The sequence below is a fragment of the Mycolicibacterium chlorophenolicum genome, assembly GCF_001044235.1.
In the GTDB taxonomy this organism is placed as follows: Bacteria; Actinomycetota; Actinomycetes; order Mycobacteriales; family Mycobacteriaceae; genus Mycobacterium; species Mycobacterium chlorophenolicum.
The window spans coordinates 198693-215943 of the sequence record NZ_JYNL01000069.1 but is presented as its reverse complement, the minus strand read 5'-3'; the positions used below and the strand labels follow the sequence as shown (position 1 = coordinate 215943).

At 69.6% G+C, this 17251-nt stretch carries 24 protein-coding genes; 9 read left to right on the top strand and 15 right to left on the bottom strand.

Translation table 11 applies throughout. The annotated features are described in order from the left end of the window. Window positions 1-73: 73 nt before the first annotated feature. The 6 genes from MCHLDSM_RS30790 to MCHLDSM_RS30765 form a co-directional block, all read right to left on the bottom strand. Window positions 74-1816, bottom strand: a complete 1743-nt coding sequence (locus MCHLDSM_RS30790) for a sodium/solute symporter (RefSeq protein ID WP_048473573.1) — start codon at window positions 1814-1816, stop codon at window positions 74-76. Then, on the bottom strand, window positions 1813-2181 hold the full coding sequence (locus MCHLDSM_RS30785; protein WP_048416911.1) for a membrane protein: 369 nt from the start codon (window positions 2179-2181) through the stop codon (window positions 1813-1815). Before MCHLDSM_RS30785 ends, MCHLDSM_RS30790 begins: the two co-directional genes overlap by 4 nt. Continuing rightward, window positions 2174-2962, bottom strand: a complete 789-nt coding sequence (locus MCHLDSM_RS30780) for a LytR/AlgR family response regulator transcription factor (protein WP_048473572.1) — start codon at window positions 2960-2962, stop codon at window positions 2174-2176. The genes MCHLDSM_RS30785 and MCHLDSM_RS30780 overlap by 8 nt, the downstream gene beginning before the upstream one ends. After that, on the bottom strand, window positions 2959-4176 hold the full coding sequence (locus tag MCHLDSM_RS30775; RefSeq protein ID WP_048473571.1) for a sensor histidine kinase: 1218 nt from the start codon (window positions 4174-4176) through the stop codon (window positions 2959-2961). Before MCHLDSM_RS30775 ends, MCHLDSM_RS30780 begins: the two co-directional genes overlap by 4 nt. Before the next feature lie 95 nt (window positions 4177-4271). Continuing rightward, window positions 4272-4703 carry a hypothetical protein gene (locus tag MCHLDSM_RS30770; RefSeq protein WP_048473570.1) on the bottom strand — a complete coding sequence of 144 codons (432 nt, stop codon included), beginning with the start codon at window positions 4701-4703 and terminating at the stop codon, window positions 4272-4274. After that, entirely contained in the window at window positions 4693-5199 is a 507-nt protein-coding gene (locus MCHLDSM_RS30765; protein WP_048473569.1) for a pyridoxamine 5'-phosphate oxidase family protein, read from the bottom strand. The genes MCHLDSM_RS30770 and MCHLDSM_RS30765 overlap by 11 nt, the downstream gene beginning before the upstream one ends. A 99-nt stretch (window positions 5200-5298) precedes the next feature. On the opposite strand from MCHLDSM_RS30765, the gene MCHLDSM_RS38285 reads away from it, so the two are divergent. Then, window positions 5299-5439, top strand: a complete 141-nt coding sequence (locus MCHLDSM_RS38285; RefSeq protein WP_156455017.1) for a hypothetical protein — start codon at window positions 5299-5301, stop codon at window positions 5437-5439. Window positions 5440-5547: 108 nt separating this feature from the next. Here MCHLDSM_RS38285 and MCHLDSM_RS30760 read toward each other — a convergent pair whose 3' ends face one another. The 3 genes from MCHLDSM_RS30760 to MCHLDSM_RS30750 form a co-directional block, all read right to left on the bottom strand. Next, window positions 5548-5784 (bottom strand): thioredoxin family protein, encoded by a 237-nt coding sequence (locus tag MCHLDSM_RS30760; protein ID WP_048473568.1) that lies wholly within the window; start codon window positions 5782-5784, stop codon window positions 5548-5550. A gap of 50 nt (window positions 5785-5834) precedes the next feature. Next, window positions 5835-6893 (bottom strand): permease, encoded by a 1059-nt coding sequence (locus tag MCHLDSM_RS30755; protein WP_053083136.1) that lies wholly within the window; start codon window positions 6891-6893, stop codon window positions 5835-5837. A gap of 174 nt (window positions 6894-7067) precedes the next feature. After that, window positions 7068-8420: an MFS transporter gene (locus MCHLDSM_RS30750; protein WP_048473567.1), complete on the bottom strand. Its 1353-nt coding sequence runs from the start codon at window positions 8418-8420 to the stop codon at window positions 7068-7070. A 157-nt stretch (window positions 8421-8577) separates the two neighbouring features. On the opposite strand from MCHLDSM_RS30750, the gene MCHLDSM_RS30745 reads away from it, so the two are divergent. The 3 genes from MCHLDSM_RS30745 to MCHLDSM_RS30735 all read left to right on the top strand — a co-directional run bounded on the left by MCHLDSM_RS30745 (window position 8578) and on the right by MCHLDSM_RS30735 (window position 10802). Continuing rightward, complete coding sequence (locus MCHLDSM_RS30745; RefSeq protein ID WP_174545750.1) at window positions 8578-8892, top strand: rhodanese-like domain-containing protein; 315 nt, start codon at window positions 8578-8580, stop codon at window positions 8890-8892. Between the two features lie 134 nt (window positions 8893-9026). Further along, window positions 9027-9398 carry a thioredoxin gene (gene trxA, locus MCHLDSM_RS30740; protein ID WP_048473566.1) on the top strand — a complete coding sequence of 124 codons (372 nt, stop codon included), beginning with the start codon at window positions 9027-9029 and terminating at the stop codon, window positions 9396-9398. A gap of 351 nt (window positions 9399-9749) precedes the next feature. Continuing rightward, entirely contained in the window at window positions 9750-10802 is a 1053-nt protein-coding gene (locus MCHLDSM_RS30735) for a class I SAM-dependent methyltransferase (protein ID WP_048473565.1), read from the top strand. A gap of 92 nt (window positions 10803-10894) precedes the next feature. Here MCHLDSM_RS30735 and MCHLDSM_RS38280 read toward each other — a convergent pair whose 3' ends face one another. Then, window positions 10895-11056, bottom strand: a complete 162-nt coding sequence (locus MCHLDSM_RS38280) for a hypothetical protein (RefSeq protein ID WP_156455018.1) — start codon at window positions 11054-11056, stop codon at window positions 10895-10897. Window positions 11057-11159: 103 nt separating this feature from the next. On the opposite strand from MCHLDSM_RS38280, the gene MCHLDSM_RS37925 reads away from it, so the two are divergent. Continuing rightward, window positions 11160-11447, top strand: coding sequence for a hypothetical protein (locus tag MCHLDSM_RS37925; protein ID WP_131722713.1), 288 nt, complete (start codon window positions 11160-11162; stop codon window positions 11445-11447). A 128-nt stretch (window positions 11448-11575) separates the two neighbouring features. After that, window positions 11576-12160: an HhH-GPD-type base excision DNA repair protein gene (locus tag MCHLDSM_RS30725; protein ID WP_048473563.1), complete on the top strand. Its 585-nt coding sequence runs from the start codon at window positions 11576-11578 to the stop codon at window positions 12158-12160. Here MCHLDSM_RS30725 and MCHLDSM_RS30720 read toward each other — a convergent pair. Beyond that, window positions 12150-12539 (bottom strand): recombinase family protein, encoded by a 390-nt coding sequence (locus tag MCHLDSM_RS30720; RefSeq protein ID WP_048473562.1) that lies wholly within the window; start codon window positions 12537-12539, stop codon window positions 12150-12152. The genes MCHLDSM_RS30725 and MCHLDSM_RS30720 overlap by 11 nt on opposite strands. Window positions 12540-12551: 12 nt before the next feature. Further along, a complete protein-coding gene (locus tag MCHLDSM_RS30715) occupies window positions 12552-13232 on the bottom strand; it encodes a nitroreductase family protein (RefSeq protein WP_048473561.1) in 681 nt (226 codons plus the stop codon). Window positions 13233-13250: 18 nt separating this feature from the next. Here MCHLDSM_RS30715 and MCHLDSM_RS35445 point away from each other — a divergent pair, with 18 nt between their 5' ends. After that, complete coding sequence (locus MCHLDSM_RS35445) at window positions 13251-13397, top strand: DUF1059 domain-containing protein (RefSeq protein ID WP_063840660.1); 147 nt, start codon at window positions 13251-13253, stop codon at window positions 13395-13397. A gap of 84 nt (window positions 13398-13481) precedes the next feature. On the opposite strand, the gene MCHLDSM_RS30710 is transcribed toward MCHLDSM_RS35445, so the two are convergent. Together MCHLDSM_RS30710 and MCHLDSM_RS30705 are read right to left on the bottom strand one after the other, a co-directional pair. Next, the gene (locus MCHLDSM_RS30710) at window positions 13482-14501 is read right to left on the bottom strand and encodes an Rv1157c family protein (RefSeq protein ID WP_048473560.1); all 1020 of its coding nucleotides are present in this window, start codon (window positions 14499-14501) and stop codon (window positions 13482-13484) included. Window positions 14502-14545: 44 nt separating this feature from the next. Next, window positions 14546-15196 carry a hypothetical protein gene (locus tag MCHLDSM_RS30705; RefSeq protein WP_048473559.1) on the bottom strand — a complete coding sequence of 217 codons (651 nt, stop codon included), beginning with the start codon at window positions 15194-15196 and terminating at the stop codon, window positions 14546-14548. Window positions 15197-15317: 121 nt separating this feature from the next. Here MCHLDSM_RS30705 and MCHLDSM_RS30700 point away from each other — a divergent pair, with 121 nt between their 5' ends. Further along, window positions 15318-16568: a mannosyltransferase gene (locus MCHLDSM_RS30700; protein ID WP_082169147.1), complete on the top strand. Its 1251-nt coding sequence runs from the start codon at window positions 15318-15320 to the stop codon at window positions 16566-16568. Here MCHLDSM_RS30700 and MCHLDSM_RS30695 read toward each other — a convergent pair. Beyond that, window positions 16516-16797 carry a 4a-hydroxytetrahydrobiopterin dehydratase gene (locus tag MCHLDSM_RS30695; protein WP_048474106.1) on the bottom strand — a complete coding sequence of 94 codons (282 nt, stop codon included), beginning with the start codon at window positions 16795-16797 and terminating at the stop codon, window positions 16516-16518. The genes MCHLDSM_RS30700 and MCHLDSM_RS30695 overlap by 53 nt on opposite strands. A 40-nt stretch (window positions 16798-16837) precedes the next feature. Here MCHLDSM_RS30695 and MCHLDSM_RS30690 point away from each other — a divergent pair, with 40 nt between their 5' ends. Further along, the gene (locus MCHLDSM_RS30690) at window positions 16838-17227 is read left to right on the top strand and encodes a (deoxy)nucleoside triphosphate pyrophosphohydrolase (RefSeq protein ID WP_048473557.1); all 390 of its coding nucleotides are present in this window, start codon (window positions 16838-16840) and stop codon (window positions 17225-17227) included. Window positions 17228-17251 lie beyond the last annotated feature (24 nt).

Below are 17251 nucleotides of genomic sequence, written 5' to 3'. Positions count from 1 at the left end.
ACAGGCTCAATCGGACGCAGACGACGAGGTCGGGCGCCTGTGCGGTGAGCGGTCGGTCGACGGCGACGAGCGGCTAGCCCTTGGGCACGCGTTCGATGACCATGCCCAGGTTCTCCGGGAGGTGCATCCGCGCGAACGTCTGCGCCACATCGGTGGGCACCGTCGCGCGGGTGAGGCGGCTGACCACGATCATGGTCGCGAACGCGAGCGGCACACTGACTGCCGCCGGGTACCCGATCAGCACGGCGGGCCACCCCCCGGCCAGCTCGTCGTCGACGCCGCCGGCCACCGCGACCGTCACCGCCACCCCCGACAGCAGCCCGCCGATGGCGAGCCCGCATGCGGCGCCGGCCGCGGTGAGACCGCGCCACCAGATGCCGAGCACCAGCAGCGGGCACAGCGTCGACGCCGCGACGGCGAACGCCAGCCCCACGCTGCGGGAGAGCTCCAGCCCTCCCGACGCCGCCAGTGCCAACGGGATCGGGATGACGCCGCCGATCACCGCGGCGACCCGGAAATCGCGCACCCGGCCCGCCAGCACGTCGGTGGCCAGCGCGCCGGCGAAGCTGACGAGCAGACCCGACGACGTCGCGAGGAACGCCGCGATCGCCCCCGCGGCCACCAGCGCGGCGAGCAGCTGCCCGGCCGGCCCGCCGATGGCCGAGCCCGGCGCCAGCAGCACGGCCGCGTCGGCGGCGCCGGTGATGAGCAACTGCGGTACGTACAGCCGCGAGAACACCCCGAGCAGTGTCGGGAACAGATAGAACAGCGACAGCAGCGCGATCACCGCCAGCGCCGTGCGCCGCGCTGCCCGGCCGTCGGGGTTGGTGTAGAACCGCACCAGCACATGGGGCAGACCCATCGTGCCCAGGAACGTCGCGACCATGATGGACACCACCTGATACAGCGGATGGTCCCCGCCCAGGCCACCGCCCGAGCCGATCCAGTCCGCGCCGGTGCTCGGCGCGCCGGCCACCACCGGCGTGGCTGCGCCGGACGCCAGCGTCAGCGTGCTTCCCGCGTTCAGCGTGTGGGCGCCCGGGGCGCCGATGGGGTCGCCGTCGACCGACCGCCCGTCCAGGGTGCCGGTGACCGTGATGCCCGCGGGTGCGGCGACCTGGACGACGACGTCCGTGTCGATCGCGACGGTGGTGGTCTGCGGCACGGTGGGCGGCAGCGGGCCGCCCAGTTCGCCGCCGCGATCGGAGAAGAACAGCCCCGCCAGCGCGAGCGCGGGGATGGCGACCGCGGTCAGCTTGAGCCAGTACTGGAAGGCCTGCACGAACGTGATCGAGCGCATGCCGCCGGCGACCACGTTGGTCAGCACGATCGCGCCGACGGCCAGCGGTCCGAGCCACACCGGCGTGCCGAGCAGGGTCTTGAGCGTCAGGCCGGCACCCTGGTACTGCGGTACCAGATAGAAGATGCAGATCACGACGACGACCAGCATCGCGATCTTGCGCAGCCGCGCGGAGCCGAGCCGGAACTCCGCGAAGTCGGGAACGGTGTAGGCGCCCGAGCGGCGCAGCGGCGCGGCGACGAACAGCAGCAGCCCGAGATAGCCCGCGGTGAAGCCGACCGGGTACCACAGGGCGTCGGCGCCGTACTTGGCGATCAGCCCGGCCACCCCGAGAAACGAAGCGGCCGAGAGATATTCGCCGGAGATGGCGGCGGCGTTCCACTGCGATCCGACGGTGCGGGACGCGACCAGGAAATCGGAGGTGGTGCGGGAGAAGCGCACCCCGTAGGCGCCGATCGCGATCGTGGCCAGGGCCGCGGCCAGCAGCGCGGCGGCGGTCAGCGGTGATCCGGTCACGGTTCGGAGTCGACCACGCCGACGAAGTCGCGCTCACCCTGCTCGGCGAGGCGCACGTACGCCCAGCCGATGCCGTACAGCAGCGGATACACCAGCCCGGCCAGCACCAGCCAGTTCAGCCGCAGGCCGAACACGGTGACCGCACCCAGTGCGGGGAACAGCGCGTTCAGCACGGGGATGGCCCCGACCAGACACACCACCACCGCGCCGAGGCGCAGCGCCAGGCCCAGCTGCGCCCGCACCAGCCCGCGCACCAGGGCGTCACCCACCTGCGTCTGTTCCTGCACCTCGACGCGGGTGCGCACCATGCGGGCGCCCCGGCGGTGCGCCAGCACCACCCGTTGGCGTTGCGGCCGTTCACTCATCGGCGCCTCCAGCGGGTCGCAGGCTGCGCATCGGCGTCCGCACCACGCGGTCGCGCAGCTCCCGGGCCTGACGCCGGCTGACTGGCAGCTCGATGCCCGGGGAGGCCCCGTTGGCCCGCAGCCGGACGAGCACCGCGCCGTCGACGGTGCGCAGCCCGGTCACGAAACGCAGCGCGACGAGATAGGAGCGATGCACGCGCTGGAAACCGTGGTCGCGCCAACGGTTTTCCAGCGTGCTGAGCGGGATCCGGACCAGGTGGGCGCCGGACGCGGAGTGCAGCCGGGCGTAGTCGCCTTCGGCCTCCACCCAGCCGATGCTCGCGCGGGGCACCAGGTGCGTGATCCCGCCGAGTTCGGCCGGGACGACGTCGGAGTCGGCGTCGTCCCGCTCGGGTGCCGGTTCCTCGGCGGGCTGGGCCGAGGTGACGCGGCGTACCGCCTCGTCGAGACGGTCCTCGCGGATCGGCTTGAGCAGGTAGTCCACGGCGCCGACGTCGAACGCGGCGACGGCCTTGTCGTCGTGGGCGGTGACGAACACGATGGCCGGCCGCTGCGCGTAGTGGGCGAGTACGCCGGCCAGTTCGATCCCCGACAGGCCCGGCATGTTGATGTCGAGGAAGACCGCGTCGATGCGGCGGTGGTTGAGTTCGCGCAGCGCCGAGGTGGCGTCGCCGGCGCGGAACACCTCGCCGATGCAGGGGTGCCGGCCGAGCAGGTACGCCAGCTCGTCGAGGGCGGGCTCCTCGTCGTCGACGGCCAGCACGGTGAGCGGCTTGGTCATTGGTTGCCCACTCCGAACGCCCCTCCGTCGGCCCGCACACCGGACCGGAACTTCGGCACCCGCATGACCACCTTGGTGCCCGCGCCGATCGCTGTCTCGACCACCAGACCGTAATCGTTGCCGAAGGCCGCCCGCAGGCGATGGTCGACATTGGTCAATCCGACGTGGGCCGAGGCGCTGTCGGCGCCGTCGGACAGCGCGTCGCCCGGACCGGAGCGCAGCGCGTCGGGATCCATCCCGACGCCGTCGTCCTCGACCGTGATCACGCAGTCGGAGCCCTCGTCGCGGGCGACGAGTTCTATCGAGCCGCTGCCGCGGCCGGCGAAGCCGTGCCGAACGGCGTTCTCCACCAACGGTTGTAGCGCCAGAAACGGAACCACGACGGTGAGCACCTCGGGAGCCACCTGCAGCGTCACCGTCAATGCGGTGCCGAACCGGGCACGCTCCAGCGTCAGGTAGCGGTCGATGTTGCGCAGTTCCTCGGCCAGGGTGGTGTACGGGCCGGCCGCGCGGAACGAGTAGCGGGTGAAGTCGGCGAACTCGAGGATGAGTTCCCGCGCGCGGTCGGGGTCGGTGCGCACGAACGAGGCGATGGTGTTCAGCGCGTTGTAGATGAAGTGCGGGCTGATCTGGGCGCGCAGCGCGAGCACCTCGGCCCGGTCCAGCCGCGCGCGCGACGCGTCGAGTTCGGCGAGCTCGACCTGGCTCGCCGCGTACCGGGCCACCTCGCCGACGGCGCCCAGCATGCCGGGACCGGGGGAGTACGTCGTCACCACGACCAGCACGCCCAGCCGGTCACCGGCGTCGGTCAGCAGCGGTTGGGCGACGACGGCCGTCGTCGCGGCGTGCGTCATGACCCGACGCTCACCCGACAGCGACTCCCGCGCGGCACCCTCGCAGGCGGCGATCACGTCGGCATCCCAGACGCTGTCGTCGTCGGGATCGCGGGCGAGCAGGTGCCCGTCGCCGTCGAACAGTGCGAGTCCGTCGGTTCCGGTCAGGCCGCGCAGAAACGGCGCCGCCGTGCCGGCCGAGGACGTCGTCAGACCCTGTCGCAGGGCCCGGGCGGCCAGCGACGCGGTGTGCAACGCGGCGTGCACGGCCCGCTCCGTCGGGGTGGCCACCACCCGTCGGGTGCGCACCGCCAGCACCACCGCGGCGACCGCGACGACGATCAGCGCGGCGGTCAGGGCGATCGCGAGCTGGCCCGACATCGATTCATGCTCCTCGCGTGCTGGTGGGCTCACCTTAGACCGGCGGCGTGAGGGTATCGCCGGTGATCCGGCGAATCACGTCGGACTCGGCCGGTCTACTTCTGCGTTGCGCGCCGCCGAATCTCCTTGACGGCAGCCCAATTCACTGTTGGACGCGTAAGCCCGCGCTTGTCGAGGTATTTCTGACCGGAGGTGTGGGTGCTCCTCAGGAACGACACCATCTGCAATCTCGACGGCGGCGTGAACATCTCGCTCACGAAGACCCAATCACCGTCGCGCGCAAGGAGGCGGCCCCTGATCTGTGTCGAGTCGAGGTGCCATAGCTTGTCGTCATGGAAGTGGCAGAGCAAGTTCGCCGGACTCTCCACCGGCTGCAACTCCGTCGGGAGCGTCACGTGCAGCTCTCCGCTGGTCGCGTCGTAGTCGCGGGTTCTGACCCTCACGCTCACCGGGTAGCCGTCGGCGTCGAAGGCCGTCAACACCGCCTCCGGAAACCTGGTCAGCCGCTTGGCTGCCTCAGCCCACACGGCGGATCTCGTTCGGATCGAGTTCCTCGGGCCGCTGGGTGAAGTCACGCGTCGGCCAGTACAGCGCACGACGGGGTGTCACGTAGATCAGGATGCGCATGTAGTACGACCACCACAGCCGGCGGCCCAGCCAGGTGCTCCACAACGCGCCGGCCGGCTGGCGTCGGAACAGTGTCTCGGCCAGCGCCGCCAGCTCCGGTTCGGTTGCGATGTCGCTGACGATGCGATCCTCCGCGGTGGCGTCGCCCTGGATCAGCACGGCTCCCGGCTCGGTGACGCCGCTGCCGCGCGGTTCCGAGAACAACATGCTGACTTTCGGGCTGCGTCGGATGTTGTAGGCCTTCTGGGGGAGTCCGATGCTGGTCCCGGTCAGCAGTCGGCCATCGTCGAGCAGCCGCGGACTCACGGGCCAGGTCTGCGGCGAACCGTCGCGCGCCACCGTGGTGAATTCGCACGTGAAGTAGTTCTCGATGATGCCGATGGCAGGCGATGCCACAGGAGGAGACTACGTCGTCCGTGGTCTCCGGTCACCGAGTTCGCCCCGAATAGACGCCGATCGGTTCGGCGTCGAGTCGGGTGAACAGAGGAGCCGGTGATGGCCTCCACCGAGGACAGACTCAACGCATTTCTGGGCAAGGCGATCGGGGATCTCGGGGCGTCGGTGAGCGAAGTTCTGATGTTGATCGGCGACGAGCTCGGCCTGTACACCGGCAGAGGAGCTGACCGGAGACAGTGAGTGAGTCGGGACATCTCACAGCTCTCCGGCACGCCGGTACAGTCGACGTCACCTTCACCCTCGACACCCTGAACCGGCGGCGTTGCCGAACTGTTCGTTCGACCGGCCTCAGCGTGAAGAGAGAATTGTTGTGAGTTCCTCGGTGCTGGGGACCTTTCCGGCGAGGACCAGTTGCCCGTCGACCACCAAGCCCGGCGTTTGCATGAGTCCGTATCCGGCGATCTGTGCATAGTCCGTCACCGCCTCGATGCCGGCGTCGATGCCAAGTGAGGCAAGAGCTTCCCGGGTGTTCTTCTCGAGGTTGCGGCAGTTGCGGCAGCCGGGGCCGAGAATCTTGATGATCATGAGGAAATCCGTTCGGTCGGTTGGTGATGCGACATGTGGCGTGGCCGCTGTCAACTGAAGAGGTTGAACAGGAATCCGATGAGCATGATGCCGATGGTGACGGTGCCGAAGAAGAGGCCCAGCAGTGCGGGTTTCAAGACGCGCCGCAGCATCACCGCCTGGGGCACGGACAGGGCGATGGTGCTCATGATGAAGGCCATGACGGTGCCGAGCGGGACGCCTTTCGCCCACAACGCCTCCGCGATCGGCACGACCCCGGCACCGTTGACATAGAGCGGGGCGCCGGCGACGGTGGCGACGACCACGCTGAGCGGATTGTCCGGTCCGGCAAAGCGAGTGAAGAAGTCGGCGGGCACCCACCCGTGGATGGCGGCGCCCACCGCCACACCCGCCAGCACCCATACCCACACCGAGCGCAGGATGTCCTTGGTTTCCGCCAGCGCAGCCCCGGCGCGTTCGGCCAGCGAGGGGACGCGACCCTCCATGCGCAGCGCCGCCACTTGCGTGGTGTACACGACGTCTTCCACCCAGCGGGACAGATCGAACCGCGAGAAGATCCAGCCGATGGCAAGCGACAGTGCGCTCCCCGCCGCGACATACGCGGCGGCGATGTGCCAACCGAACTGTTGCCCGATCAGGATCGCGGCGATCTCGCTGACCAGTGGGGAGGCGACGAGAAAGGTCAGCGTGATCGACAGCGGTATTCCGGCGGCCACGAATCCGATGAACAACGGGATGGAACTGCATGAGCAGAACGGGGTGACCACGCCCAACACCACCGCCAGTATCAGGCCGACGAACAGACCGCGGCCCTGTAGGTACATCCGGGCCCGATCCAAATCCAGGCTGGCGCGCAGCATTCCGACGACGAACATCAGCCCGGCCAGCAGCAGCAGGATCTTGACCGAGTCGTAGACGAAGAAGTGGGCGGCGCCGACGGCGCGGTTGCCGAGGTCAAGGCCCAGACGGTCGGCGAGAGCGTCCCACAGGTACTCGTTGAGGGCGTAGGCCGCCGTCCAACCGAGTGCGGCTGCCGCCAGCATGGCGACCGTTGACACACCCGGGCCACACACGCCGCCACCGCTTTCGTGGCCGGTCACCTGAGCCATCGCCGACCACCTCCACAGGCACTTCGTGCCGCCGCGGCGCCAAAGCCATGAACCCCTCGGGGTATTGCGACGTTACTCCGCCGGCTGGCAGATTCGCTCCGAATCCGGGGCCGTTCATCGACAACCCCGTCCGCTCCTGATCGAAAGCCCGGCGCAGGGCTGGCGTTGCCGGACTCAGCGACGGCCTTGGTGCTCGTCCCCGTCCTGCTGATGAGGCGAAGCCGTCGTCAGCGACCCGGCGTCACGGGGCGGGCTGTGATGGGTCTCGTACATGCGCAGCGCGACGATCAGGCCCGACGCGGCGGTCAGCGCGGCCACCGTCCAAACGGCGGCGCGGATGCCGAGGAGGTCGGCGACCAGGCCGGCCACGAGCGCGCCGACCGCGAAACCGCCGTCGCGCCACAACCGGTAGGTGCCGACCGCCCGGGCCCGCCAGGCCGGGTGGGCGACGTCGCCGATCGCGGCCAGCAGGGTGGGATAGACCAGGGCCGTGCCGACGCCGAGCAGCACCGCGGCCGCGGCCCAGATCGTGAAGCGGTCACCCCAGGGGACCATCGCCAACGCGAGCGCCTGCAGCCACATTCCGGCCGCGATCATCCATTTGCGCCCCCATCGATCCGACAGCGCCCCGGTGACGAGCTGTCCGACTCCCCAGACCGCGGGATACAGCGCTGCGAGCACCCCGATGCGCCCCACCGACAGTCCGGCGCCGGCGAACAGGATCGGGAAAAGTCCCCACGCCAGGCCGTCGTTGAGATTGTTCACCAGTCCGGCCTGGCTGGCCGACGACAGCGCCGGTTCTCGAAAGCTCGTCTGAACGAACACCTCCCGGTTGCTCAGCTGGTCGTGCAGGTGGTCGTGGCGACCGTCGGCGCGCGCGACGTGGGCGGCTGCCTCCAGTCGGGCATGCCCGAGGGTCTCCCGCACGAACACGCTCGACAACCCCAAGCCCAGTGACGCGAACGCGATGCCCAGGAAGAACGGCGCCGGACGCAGCCCATAGCGCTCGGCCAGGTAGCCGGTGGCCAGGGCGGTCAGCGCCACCGCGCCGTAGCCGGCGGCTTCGTTGAGGCCCATCGCGAGGCCACGGCGATCAGGCCCCACCAGGTCGATCTTCATCACCACCGTGGTGGACCACGTCAGCCCCTGACTGACTCCGAGCAGCACGTTTGCGGCGATCACCCACGCCCACGAAGGGGCCCACATCAACAGCAGCGGGACCGGAACCGCGACCAGCCATCCGAGGACCAGGACCGGCTTGCGCCCGAACCGGTCGGACAACGTGCCCGCGAAGTAGTTCGTGGCGGCCTTTGCCAGGCCGAACGCCAGGATGAAGGACAAACCGGCGGAGTAGGCCTGTAGGCCGAACTCGCGCTCGCCCAGCAGCGGCAGCACCGTGCGCTCCTGGCCCAACATCCCGCCGACAAGGGCGTTGACCATCACCAGCAGGGTGAACTGAGCCGCGTTCTGCCGCAACCCCAGCGCAACGGTGCGGTGAACTGCAGTTTCCTTGTCTGTCGTGCGCATGGATACCTCCTGAGCGGGCCGGTCGCCGAGTCGGCAATCTGCCCGCGGGTCAGCTTTTCGGCACCACAACCAGGATACCCCCATGGGTATATCTGGTACAGTCGAACGTCCTCGGGCGATTCGTCGGATCGCTTCTTTCTTGGCCACAGGAGTCGCCATGCCAACCGTGCAGGAAGTCGACATCGCCACCTTCGCGCGCGCCCGCGAATCCGGCGCGCCCGTCCTGGACGTGCGCGAGGACCACGAGTTTTCGCGGGCGCATGTACCCGGCGCACAATGGATACCGCTCGGCGAGCTGCCCGCGCGGGTGGCCGAAGTGCCCGCGGGCACGACCGTCTATGTCATCTGCGCGTCCGGGAACCGCAGTAAGCGAGGGGCGGAGATCCTCCAGGAGTCCGGCCGCAGCGCCGCATCGGTCGCCGGGGGCACCGCGGGGTGGATCCGCGCCGGGCACCCCGCCGAGTCCGGCTGAGCGCTGCGGGGTGCGGGCCCGTTGCGCGGCCGTCGGTGTCCGGAATACCCCTGGGGGTATCCTGCGTTGTTGACGGTGACGCCGGAAATCCCGGCGCTGACACGCACCACTCAACAGAATCGGAGGAACCTGCAATGAGCACAAGGAACGTGAGCTTCGATGATTTCGAGTCCACGATCGTCGACAACCCGATCGTCCTCGTGGACTTCTGGGCCTCATGGTGCGGACCGTGCCGGGCTTTCGCGCCGGTCTACGAACGCTCCTCGGCCGCGCATCCCGACGTCGTGCACGCCAAGGTCGACACCGAGAAGGAACTCGATCTCGCCACGGCTCTTCAGATCCGGTCCATCCCGACCGTGATGGCCTTCCGCGACGGAGTCCTGGTGTACAGCCAGCCCGGAGCGATGCCTCCCGCAGCGCTCGAGGACCTCATCACGCGTGTGAAGGGGCTCGACATGGACTCCGTGCGGGCCACGATCGCCGCGCGAAAAGCCGCCACAGCATAGACATTCGAACTGGAAAGGATCCGCCAATGTGTTACCCCGTCACCTGTCGCCGATGCGGCAAGACAACCTGGGACGGCTGCGGCCAACACGTCGCCGACGTCCGGCAATCCGTGCCTGCGTCGCAGTGGTGCACCTGCTCTGACCGAGCCGAAGCGCCGAAGCCGAAGCGCAATCCGCTGTTCGGCCGCTGACCGCTGGGCGCGTTGCCACCGCCCCGTGGGGGCCCGCTCGGAGTGCGAACCCTCGCGCGCCACGGTGGTGAATTCACCCCTGTGGTCTGCGGTCACCGAGTTCCCCCCGAACGGACGCCGATCGGTCTAGCGTTGAGTCGGGTGAACAGAGGAGCCGGCGATGACCTCCACCGAAGACAGACTCAACGCATTTCTCGGTAAGGCGATCGGGGATCTCGGGGCGTCGGTGAGTGCGGTTCTGATGTTGATCGGTGACGAGCTCGGCCTGTACACCGCGCTCGCGGGGCACCGTCTGTCGGCAGAGGAGCTGGCCCAGAACACGGGGACGAATCCTCGGTACATCCGGGAGTGGCTCGCGAATCAGGCTGCGGGCGGCTATGTCGAATACGACGAAGCCGAGGACATCTATTACCTGACTGCCGAGCAGGAACTCTGCCTCGCCGATCCGGCGGGTCCGGTCGATCTGGCGGGTGCCTACCAGATCGTCCAAGACCTGTTCTACGTACGTGACCGTGCGGTGGAGAATTTCCGCAGCGGCAACGGGATGGAATGGGGCGAGCATCATCGGTGCCTGTTCTACGGCACCGAGCGGTTCTTCAGGGCCGGCTACAACGCGAATCTGATCGCGTCGTGGTTACCCGCGCTGGACGGCGTCACCGACAAGCTGGCTGCGGGCGGCAAGGCGGCCGATGTCGGTTGTGGTCATGGCGCGAGCACAATCCTTATGGCGCAAGCATTTCCGAATTCGCAGTTCGTCGGCATCGACTATCACGGCGCGTCGATCGACACCGCGCGTGAACGCGCGGCACAGGCGGGAGTCGACAACGCGAGCTTCGAACTCGCCGATGCCACGTCCTACCGCAGCGCCGACTACGACCTCATCGCGTTCTTCGACTGCTTGCACGACATGGCGGACCCGTCCGGCGCGGCGCGGCATGCCAGGCAGGCGCTCAAACCCGACGGACACTGCCTGCTGGTCGAACCGTTCGCCGGAGACAGCGTCGCGGAGAACCTGAACCCGGTCGGCCGACTGTTCTACGGCGCGTCGTCGCTGATCTGCGTGCCGGTGTCGCTCGCACGGCAGGGACCGGCGCTGGGCGCCCAGGCGGGGGAACGGCGATTGCGGACGGTGATGGTCGACGACGGTGGATTCACCCGGTTCCGGAGGGCGACCCAGACACCGTTCAACCTGATCTTCGAGGCCCGGCCCTGAACATGCCGACCTCGGATCGCGTCGGATGAACCATCGCGCGCCACCGTGGTGCATGGGCACGCGACGTAGTTCTCGATGATGCCGATGGCGGGTTATGCGGGAACGCGCAGCTGATCCAGGTAGGTGACGACGGCACCTAGCGCGGCGTGCGTGCCGCTGTCGACTCGTTCGCTGCCCATCACCCGAATCATGGGCGAGTCGACGGTCTGCGCAAGGTCCGCCAACGAGACCCTCTGATCATCGTCCTGGCTCATGATTGCACCTCCGGCTTCCCAATTGTCCGGTGCGCGCTGCGATCTCGGGAGTCGGGTTGAACCGAACGGCCGCCGGTCGAGCGACTGCGACAGCCGGTGGTCCGTGCTGCTCGCTTTCTGCAAGACAGCGACGGAAGGCCTCCTGAAAGCCGGCGAGCAGTTCCCGCCGCCTCTCGATATCCCCCTTCAGCCGCATGACGTCATCATGGGTGAGTCGATCCGAGTGCTGCAGACCGACTCGGTCGTCGTCGATCAGTTTCTGGGTGATCTCGATGTCTCTACGAATGAAGGCGCACAGATCGGTGCACCACGGCTGGTCCATGGCGGTTCCTTCCTGCTGGCAGGCCGAGAACGCCATCATGACCGTCAGGAACCACATGATCATGCGTAGTCGACTACTGCCTTTTCGGGAGGGGGGATCGATGGGCTACCGCAGTCGAGGCGAGCAACGCCCACGTTGCACATCGACGCCCGGCAACGTCGTGGTTACCGATGCGCTGGTCGTCGTAGGCTCTGGACATGACTGCCAATCTCTGCCTCACGCAGGAGCACGGGGCTGACCAGCTGCTCTCGGACAATCCATTCGCGCTGCTGGTCGGCATGCTGCTCGATCAGCAGATCCCGATGGAGGTCGCGTTCGGCGGGCCGAAGAAGATCGCCGACCGCATCGGTGGTTTCGACGCCGCGACCATCGCCGACTACGACCCCGACGAGTTCGCCGCGCTGTGCTCGCAAACGCCTGCGATACACCGGTTTCCGGGGTCGATGGCCAAGCGGGTGCAGGCGCTGGCCCAGGTGATCGTCGACGAGTACGGCGGCGACGCGACCGCGCTGTGGTCCGACGGCGCGAACGGCGCCGACGTGTTGCGCCGCCTCAAGGCCCTGCCCGGCTTCGGCGAGCAGAAGGCCAAGATCTTCCTGGCGCTGCTGGGCAAGCAGTACGGCGTGACGCCCACGGGGTGGCGTGCGGCGGCCGGCGACTACGGCAAGGCGGGCACGCACATGTCGGTGGCCGACGTGAAAGACGCCGGGTCGCTGCAGAAGGTGCGCTCGTACAAGAAGGAGATGAAAGCGGCCGCGAAAGCGACGAAGGCTAAGGGCTGATCTCGCTGTCGCTGACGGCGTCCAGGGCCGCCAGGTCGGTGAGCACCCCGGCCACCACCCGACCCGTCGCGCTCGCCGTGTCGAGCCCGGTTCTCAAGCAGCGCAACGTGATTCCGCGTGTCGTCAGGTCGGCCACGGTCTGGGCGACCTCGGCCACCGAACGGCCCAGCTGTTCAAGGGCCACGACCACCACGACGTCACCGGACCGTGCATAGCTGAGCAACGCCAGCAGCCCCGCCCGCATCTTGGCCGCCGAACCGGCCGTCCTGTCGGTGAAGATCCGCCGCGGGTCCACGCCCGCGGTGGCGAGTTCGGCCAGGTGCTCCTCCAGGTCGCCGCAAGGCCGGCCGGCTGTCGCATAACCCAGCGTGACCGTCACCGTTCCAAGGTCTCACGGCACGGGCGCGCCCGGTGGAAAAGACGCGCCGTCGAACCGCTCCGACGTCACGAACTCCGCGACGGGCCTGCGGGTCAACCTGCGCACCTGATGCTGCGGCCTGCCCAGGGGCACCACCGCGGCGACGGCGTGGTCGGCGGGGATGCCGAGGAAGTGCTGGACCCGCGGCTCCTCGGCGACCGCCATCGTGGTGAGCACGCCGCCGAAGCCCTCGTTGCGGGCGGCCAGAAGCACGTTCCAGACGAAGGGGTACACCGATGCCCCGGCGATCAGCCCGATGCGGTCGAGGTCCTGGTCCATCGCGGCCACCACCCCCAGATCGACGCACACCACCAGCACCACTGCGGCGGTGAGCAGCGGCCCGGTCATGTCCGCGGGCACCTCGGTGGCGGCCAGCTGCTCGGCGGACACCTGCATGGGGTGCAGCGGATTCCACGGCGCCTCACCGTTGGCGGACTGGGCGAGGTAGCGGCGGGCGCCCGTCTCGCTGAGCGCCGCGAGCGCCGCGCGCGTGTCCGGGTCGCGCAGCACGATCACGCGCACGCCCTGACGGTTGCCGCCGGTCGGTGCGAACCGTGCGCGGTCGAGGATCCGGTGGAGCACGTCGTCGGGCAGCGGGTCGCCGGTGAAGCGCCGGACCGCACCCGTCGTCCGCATCACCTCATAGATGTCCATGTGTGCCATTGTGAAGTCATGAAGACTCACTTGAGCTGCCCGTGCGGCGAAGCGATTCAGGGCAAGGACGAGGACGACCTGGTCGAGAAGGCCCAGGCGCATCTGTCCGAGGTGCATCCCGGCCGCGAGTACGACCGCGACGCCATCCTGTTCATGGCCTACTGACCCGACCGCGGAAGCGCATTCCTGGCTGTGAAACGTCGGCGTTGACGACCAGGAATGCGCTTCCGCGGCGCGGGGGAAGAGCGGTCAGGGGACGACCGTGGAGCCGATCGTCGGCATGAACTGGCACTGCTTCTCGGTCGTGGTGACCTGACCGAAGACCGTCGACATGATGCTGCCCGAGCCGGTGTCGGCGATGGCCGTCAATGTCGTCGGGCCGTTGGGATTCATGTCCGGCCGCGGCTTGAGCGTCACGCTGCCCGACTTGCCGGTCGTCAGGTTCACCCAGGTGGCGTTCAGCGGCAGCTTCTGCTCCGCCGCGGGACCCGGTGTGCCGACCGCGGTGAACACGTACGCGGTCTGGCCGGGGCCGGGGCCGGGCAGCGGGATCGTGGCCGGGCCCGCCACCGAGATGGCGGTCGCGAGCACGTTGCCGCCGTCGGCGAGGCAGCCATTGCTGATCGACGGATACAAGAAGTCCTGCGTCACGGGCGCATTCGGGCCGAACCCGGGCGGCCCGGGTGTCGTCGCGGCGGCTGGCGTGGCCGCCGGGTCCGGTGTCGTCGCCGCGACGGGCGTGGCCGCCGGGTCCGGTGCTGGCGGTGCGGCAGGGTCGGCGGCCGGCGGAGCCACCGGGTCGGGTCCGGGTGCGGGCGGCGGACCGGGCAGCGCCTGCGGCGTCACGACGTGCGCCACCTCAGGGGCCGCGTCCGGGACCGGGCCGACGGCGTACTGCGGGTTCACGCCCGCGGGCAGGTGCGCCTCGGTGCCCGGCACCGCACCCGTCGCCGGCACATGCGCGACGGGCTGCACGAACTGGTTGACCGCCGTCGCGACGTCCCGCGAGGGCGCCGGGGCGGCGGCGTCCCCGGCGAACACCGCGGCCGCGGCCATCAGCATCGAGGCGGCATTGGCCGGATCGGCGGCGGCCTGCTGGATGACGGGCCCGATGCTCTGCACCGCGGGCAGGCCGGGGGCCTGCAGCCCGTCGATCGGCAGTGGCGCCGCCGGGTCGGCGTGAGCGACGCCGGTCACGCCGACCGCCAGCAACGCGGTCGATGAACTCACCGCCAGTGCGGTGGTGAGCATCGTCCTGATCGTTGACATGGTCCCCCAATGCAATTCGTGTCGGATGGTTGGCGAGTCGGGCGTCAGGGCAGGGCCGAGAGCGGGGTGAACAGCGGCTCCGTCGACGGCGCGCCCGCGGGGGCGGCTGCCGGTGCCGCGGCGGCCGGTGCGGCGGTGCCACCGGTGGGCAGCAGGCCGGCCAGCGGGGACCCGCCGGGCAGCAGCGACGCGAGGCTGCCGGGCGCGCCCAGCACGTCGGTCAGCCCGGACAGCGGCGACGCGGCGGGCGTGCTGGCAGGCGGGACCGTGGTGGTGTTGCCGGCCGGCACCGTGCCGGGGGTGGCCGTCACCGTCGGCATCGCCGCAGGCAGCGTGGTGGGCAGCGCGGCGACGGCGCCGGGCAGGGCATTCACGCTGGGGGGCAGCGTCAGCGACGCGGTGGCTCCGGGTGCGGGGGCCAGCGGTGCCGTGGCGGCGCCGGTCGCGGCGGTAGCGGCCGGGGCGGCGTTGCCCATCAGGTTGGCGAAGCCCTGCATCAGCTGGGTCGCGGCCGCCGGGTTGGCGGCGAGTTGCTGCAGGAACGGGAGGCCGGGCACGCCGGGGGCCGGCGCGGGCGCCGGAGCCGGGGCGGGCGCGGGCTGCGCAGCCGCGGTGGCACTCAGGGCGACAGCAGCCGAAACCGCTCCTGCCGCAGCGATCATCGTGGTGGCGAACAGTTTCCGGGTGCGGTGCATGAGGTCTCCCAATCGATGTAGTGGCATGCCTGAACCCGAAGCTAGCCTGTTACTAGAGTTACTCAAGTGACATGTGTGGCATTTATGCAACCGTTACGGAGGTGAAGGCGGATGGTGACCGATCGCTAGAGTTCTCGGCATCGACACCATCGACGCGACACCCGGCTCGCGGTGGGCGGCCCGGCTGTCCGCCGCCGCGCCCGTGCTGCTGGTCCTGAGCATCGGCGCCCGGCTGGCCTGGACCTACCTCCTGCCCAACGGCGCCAACTTCGTCGACCTGCACGTCTACGTCGGCGGCGCGGCCGCCCTCGACCACCCCGGCGCCCTCTACGACTACGTCTACGCCGACCAGACCCCCGACTTCCCGCTGCCGTTCACCTATCCGCCGTTCGCCGCGGTGGTGTTCTATCCGCTGCATCTGCTGCCGTTCGGGCTGGTCGCGTTCCTGTGGTCGGTCGGCATCGTCGCGGCGCTCTACGGCGTGGTGCGACTGAGCCAGCGGCTGCTGACCGAGTCGTCGGCGCCGGGCGGCCGGCGGACCGCGATGCTGTGGACGGCGGTCGGCATCTGGACCGAACCGCTGCGCAGCACCTTCGACTACGGCCAGGTGAACGTCGTTCTGGTGCTGGCCATCCTGTACGCGGTGTACAGCAACCGGTGGTGGGTGTCGGGGCTGCTGGTCGGCCTGGCCGCCGGGATCAAGCTGACGCCGGCCGTGTCGGGTCTGTACTTCGCCGGGGCCCGCCGGTGGGCGACGGTCGCGTTCTCCGCCGTGGTGTTCCTCGGAACGGTGCTGCTGTCGGTGGCGGTGGTGGGCGAGCAGGCGCGCTACTACTTCACCGACCTGCTCGGCGACGCCGGGCGCGTCGGCCCGGTCGGCACGTCGTTCAACCAGTCGTGGCGCGGCGGCATCTCCCGCATCCTCGGCCACGACGCCGGCTACGGTCCCGTCGTCGTCGCCGGCATCGTGGTGACGGCCGTGCTGGCGGTGCTCGCCTGGCGCGCGGTGGGCGGGGCCGCCGACCGGCTCGGTGCCGTGGTCATCGTGTCGCTGTTCGGGCTGCTGCTCTCGCCGATCTCGTGGACCCACCACTGGGTGTGGCTGATCCCGCTGATGATCTGGTTGCTGCACGGACCGCTGCGCGCCGAACCCGGCGCACGCGTGCTCGGCTGGGGCTGGTTGGCGCTGACGCTGATCGGGGTGCCGTGGCTGCTCAGCTTCGCCCAGCCGACCATCTGGGTGATCTCGCGGCCCTGGTATCTGGCGTGGGCCGGCCTGGTCTACATCGTCGCGACGGTGGCGACGCTCGGCTGGATCGCTAGCCGAGGAGGCCGTCGATCTCGCGCGCCATCGCCAGATCCTTGTCCGTGATACCGCCCTCGGAGTGCGTCACCAATGTGAACGTCACTGTGCGCCAACGGATGTCGATGTCAGGATGATGGTCGGCGGCCTCCGCGTGTTCGGCCACCCGGCGCACCGCCTCGATGCCGTCGAGGAACGCGGGGAACTTCACGCTGCGGCGCAGTGCGCCGTCGGCGCGCTCCCAGCCCTCGAGCTCGGACAGAGCGGCGTCGACTTGGTCGTCTGATAACACAGCCATGCCCTCGACGGTATACCGGCCCGGGATATCCTCGCTGCCCATGTCCACCCTCGTTGTCGTCGCCGGAGCGCTGATCGAGCGGGGCATGCTGCTGGTCGCGCAGCGGGCGCGGCCCCCCGAACTCGCCGGGCGCTGGGAACTGCCCGGCGGCAAGGTGGCGCCGGGGGAGAGCGACGCCGACGCGCTGGCACGGGAGCTCCACGAGGAACTGGGCATCGATGTCGCCGTGGGCGAGCGTCTTGGCGTCGACGTCGCCCTGAGCCCGACGGCGACGCTGCGGGCCTACCTGGTCACCCGCGCCGGCGGCGACCTGCATCCGCACGATCACCGCGCGTTGCGCTGGGTCGCCGGTGACGACCTCGACGGGCTGGCGTGGGTGCCGGCGGACCGCGCGTGGCTGCCCGAACTGTCGACGCTGCTGCGCACCTAGAGTTCGCCCCCGCGGTGCGCAGCG

Coding starts and splice junctions, on each gene's coding strand:
- MCHLDSM_RS30785 (WP_048416911.1), bottom strand. CDS start 2,181: ATGAGTGAACGGCCGCAACGCCAACGGGTGGTGCTGGCGCACCGCCGG.
- MCHLDSM_RS30780 (WP_048473572.1), bottom strand. CDS start 2,962: ATGACCAAGCCGCTCACCGTGCTGGCCGTCGACGACGAGGAGCCCGCC.
- MCHLDSM_RS30775 (WP_048473571.1), bottom strand. CDS start 4,176: ATGTCGGGCCAGCTCGCGATCGCCCTGACCGCCGCGCTGATCGTCGTC.
- MCHLDSM_RS38285 (WP_156455017.1), top strand. CDS start 5,299: ATGGCCTCCACCGAGGACAGACTCAACGCATTTCTGGGCAAGGCGATC.
- MCHLDSM_RS30760 (WP_048473568.1), bottom strand. CDS start 5,784: ATGATCATCAAGATTCTCGGCCCCGGCTGCCGCAACTGCCGCAACCTC.
- MCHLDSM_RS30755 (WP_053083136.1), bottom strand. CDS start 6,893: ATGGCTCAGGTGACCGGCCACGAAAGCGGTGGCGGCGTGTGTGGCCCG.
- MCHLDSM_RS30750 (WP_048473567.1), bottom strand. CDS start 8,420: ATGCGCACGACAGACAAGGAAACTGCAGTTCACCGCACCGTTGCGCTG.
- MCHLDSM_RS30745 (WP_174545750.1), top strand. CDS start 8,578: ATGCCAACCGTGCAGGAAGTCGACATCGCCACCTTCGCGCGCGCCCGC.
- trxA (WP_048473566.1), top strand. CDS start 9,027: ATGAGCACAAGGAACGTGAGCTTCGATGATTTCGAGTCCACGATCGTC.
- MCHLDSM_RS30735 (WP_048473565.1), top strand. CDS start 9,750: ATGACCTCCACCGAAGACAGACTCAACGCATTTCTCGGTAAGGCGATC.
- MCHLDSM_RS38280 (WP_156455018.1), bottom strand. CDS start 11,056: ATGAGCCAGGACGATGATCAGAGGGTCTCGTTGGCGGACCTTGCGCAG.
- MCHLDSM_RS30725 (WP_048473563.1), top strand. CDS start 11,576: ATGACTGCCAATCTCTGCCTCACGCAGGAGCACGGGGCTGACCAGCTG.
- MCHLDSM_RS30715 (WP_048473561.1), bottom strand. CDS start 13,232: ATGGACATCTATGAGGTGATGCGGACGACGGGTGCGGTCCGGCGCTTC.
- MCHLDSM_RS35445 (WP_063840660.1), top strand. CDS start 13,251: ATGAAGACTCACTTGAGCTGCCCGTGCGGCGAAGCGATTCAGGGCAAG.
- MCHLDSM_RS30710 (WP_048473560.1), bottom strand. CDS start 14,501: ATGTCAACGATCAGGACGATGCTCACCACCGCACTGGCGGTGAGTTCA.
- MCHLDSM_RS30705 (WP_048473559.1), bottom strand. CDS start 15,196: ATGCACCGCACCCGGAAACTGTTCGCCACCACGATGATCGCTGCGGCA.
- MCHLDSM_RS30695 (WP_048474106.1), bottom strand. CDS start 16,797: ATGGCTGTGTTATCAGACGACCAAGTCGACGCCGCTCTGTCCGAGCTC.
- MCHLDSM_RS30690 (WP_048473557.1), top strand. CDS start 16,838: ATGTCCACCCTCGTTGTCGTCGCCGGAGCGCTGATCGAGCGGGGCATG.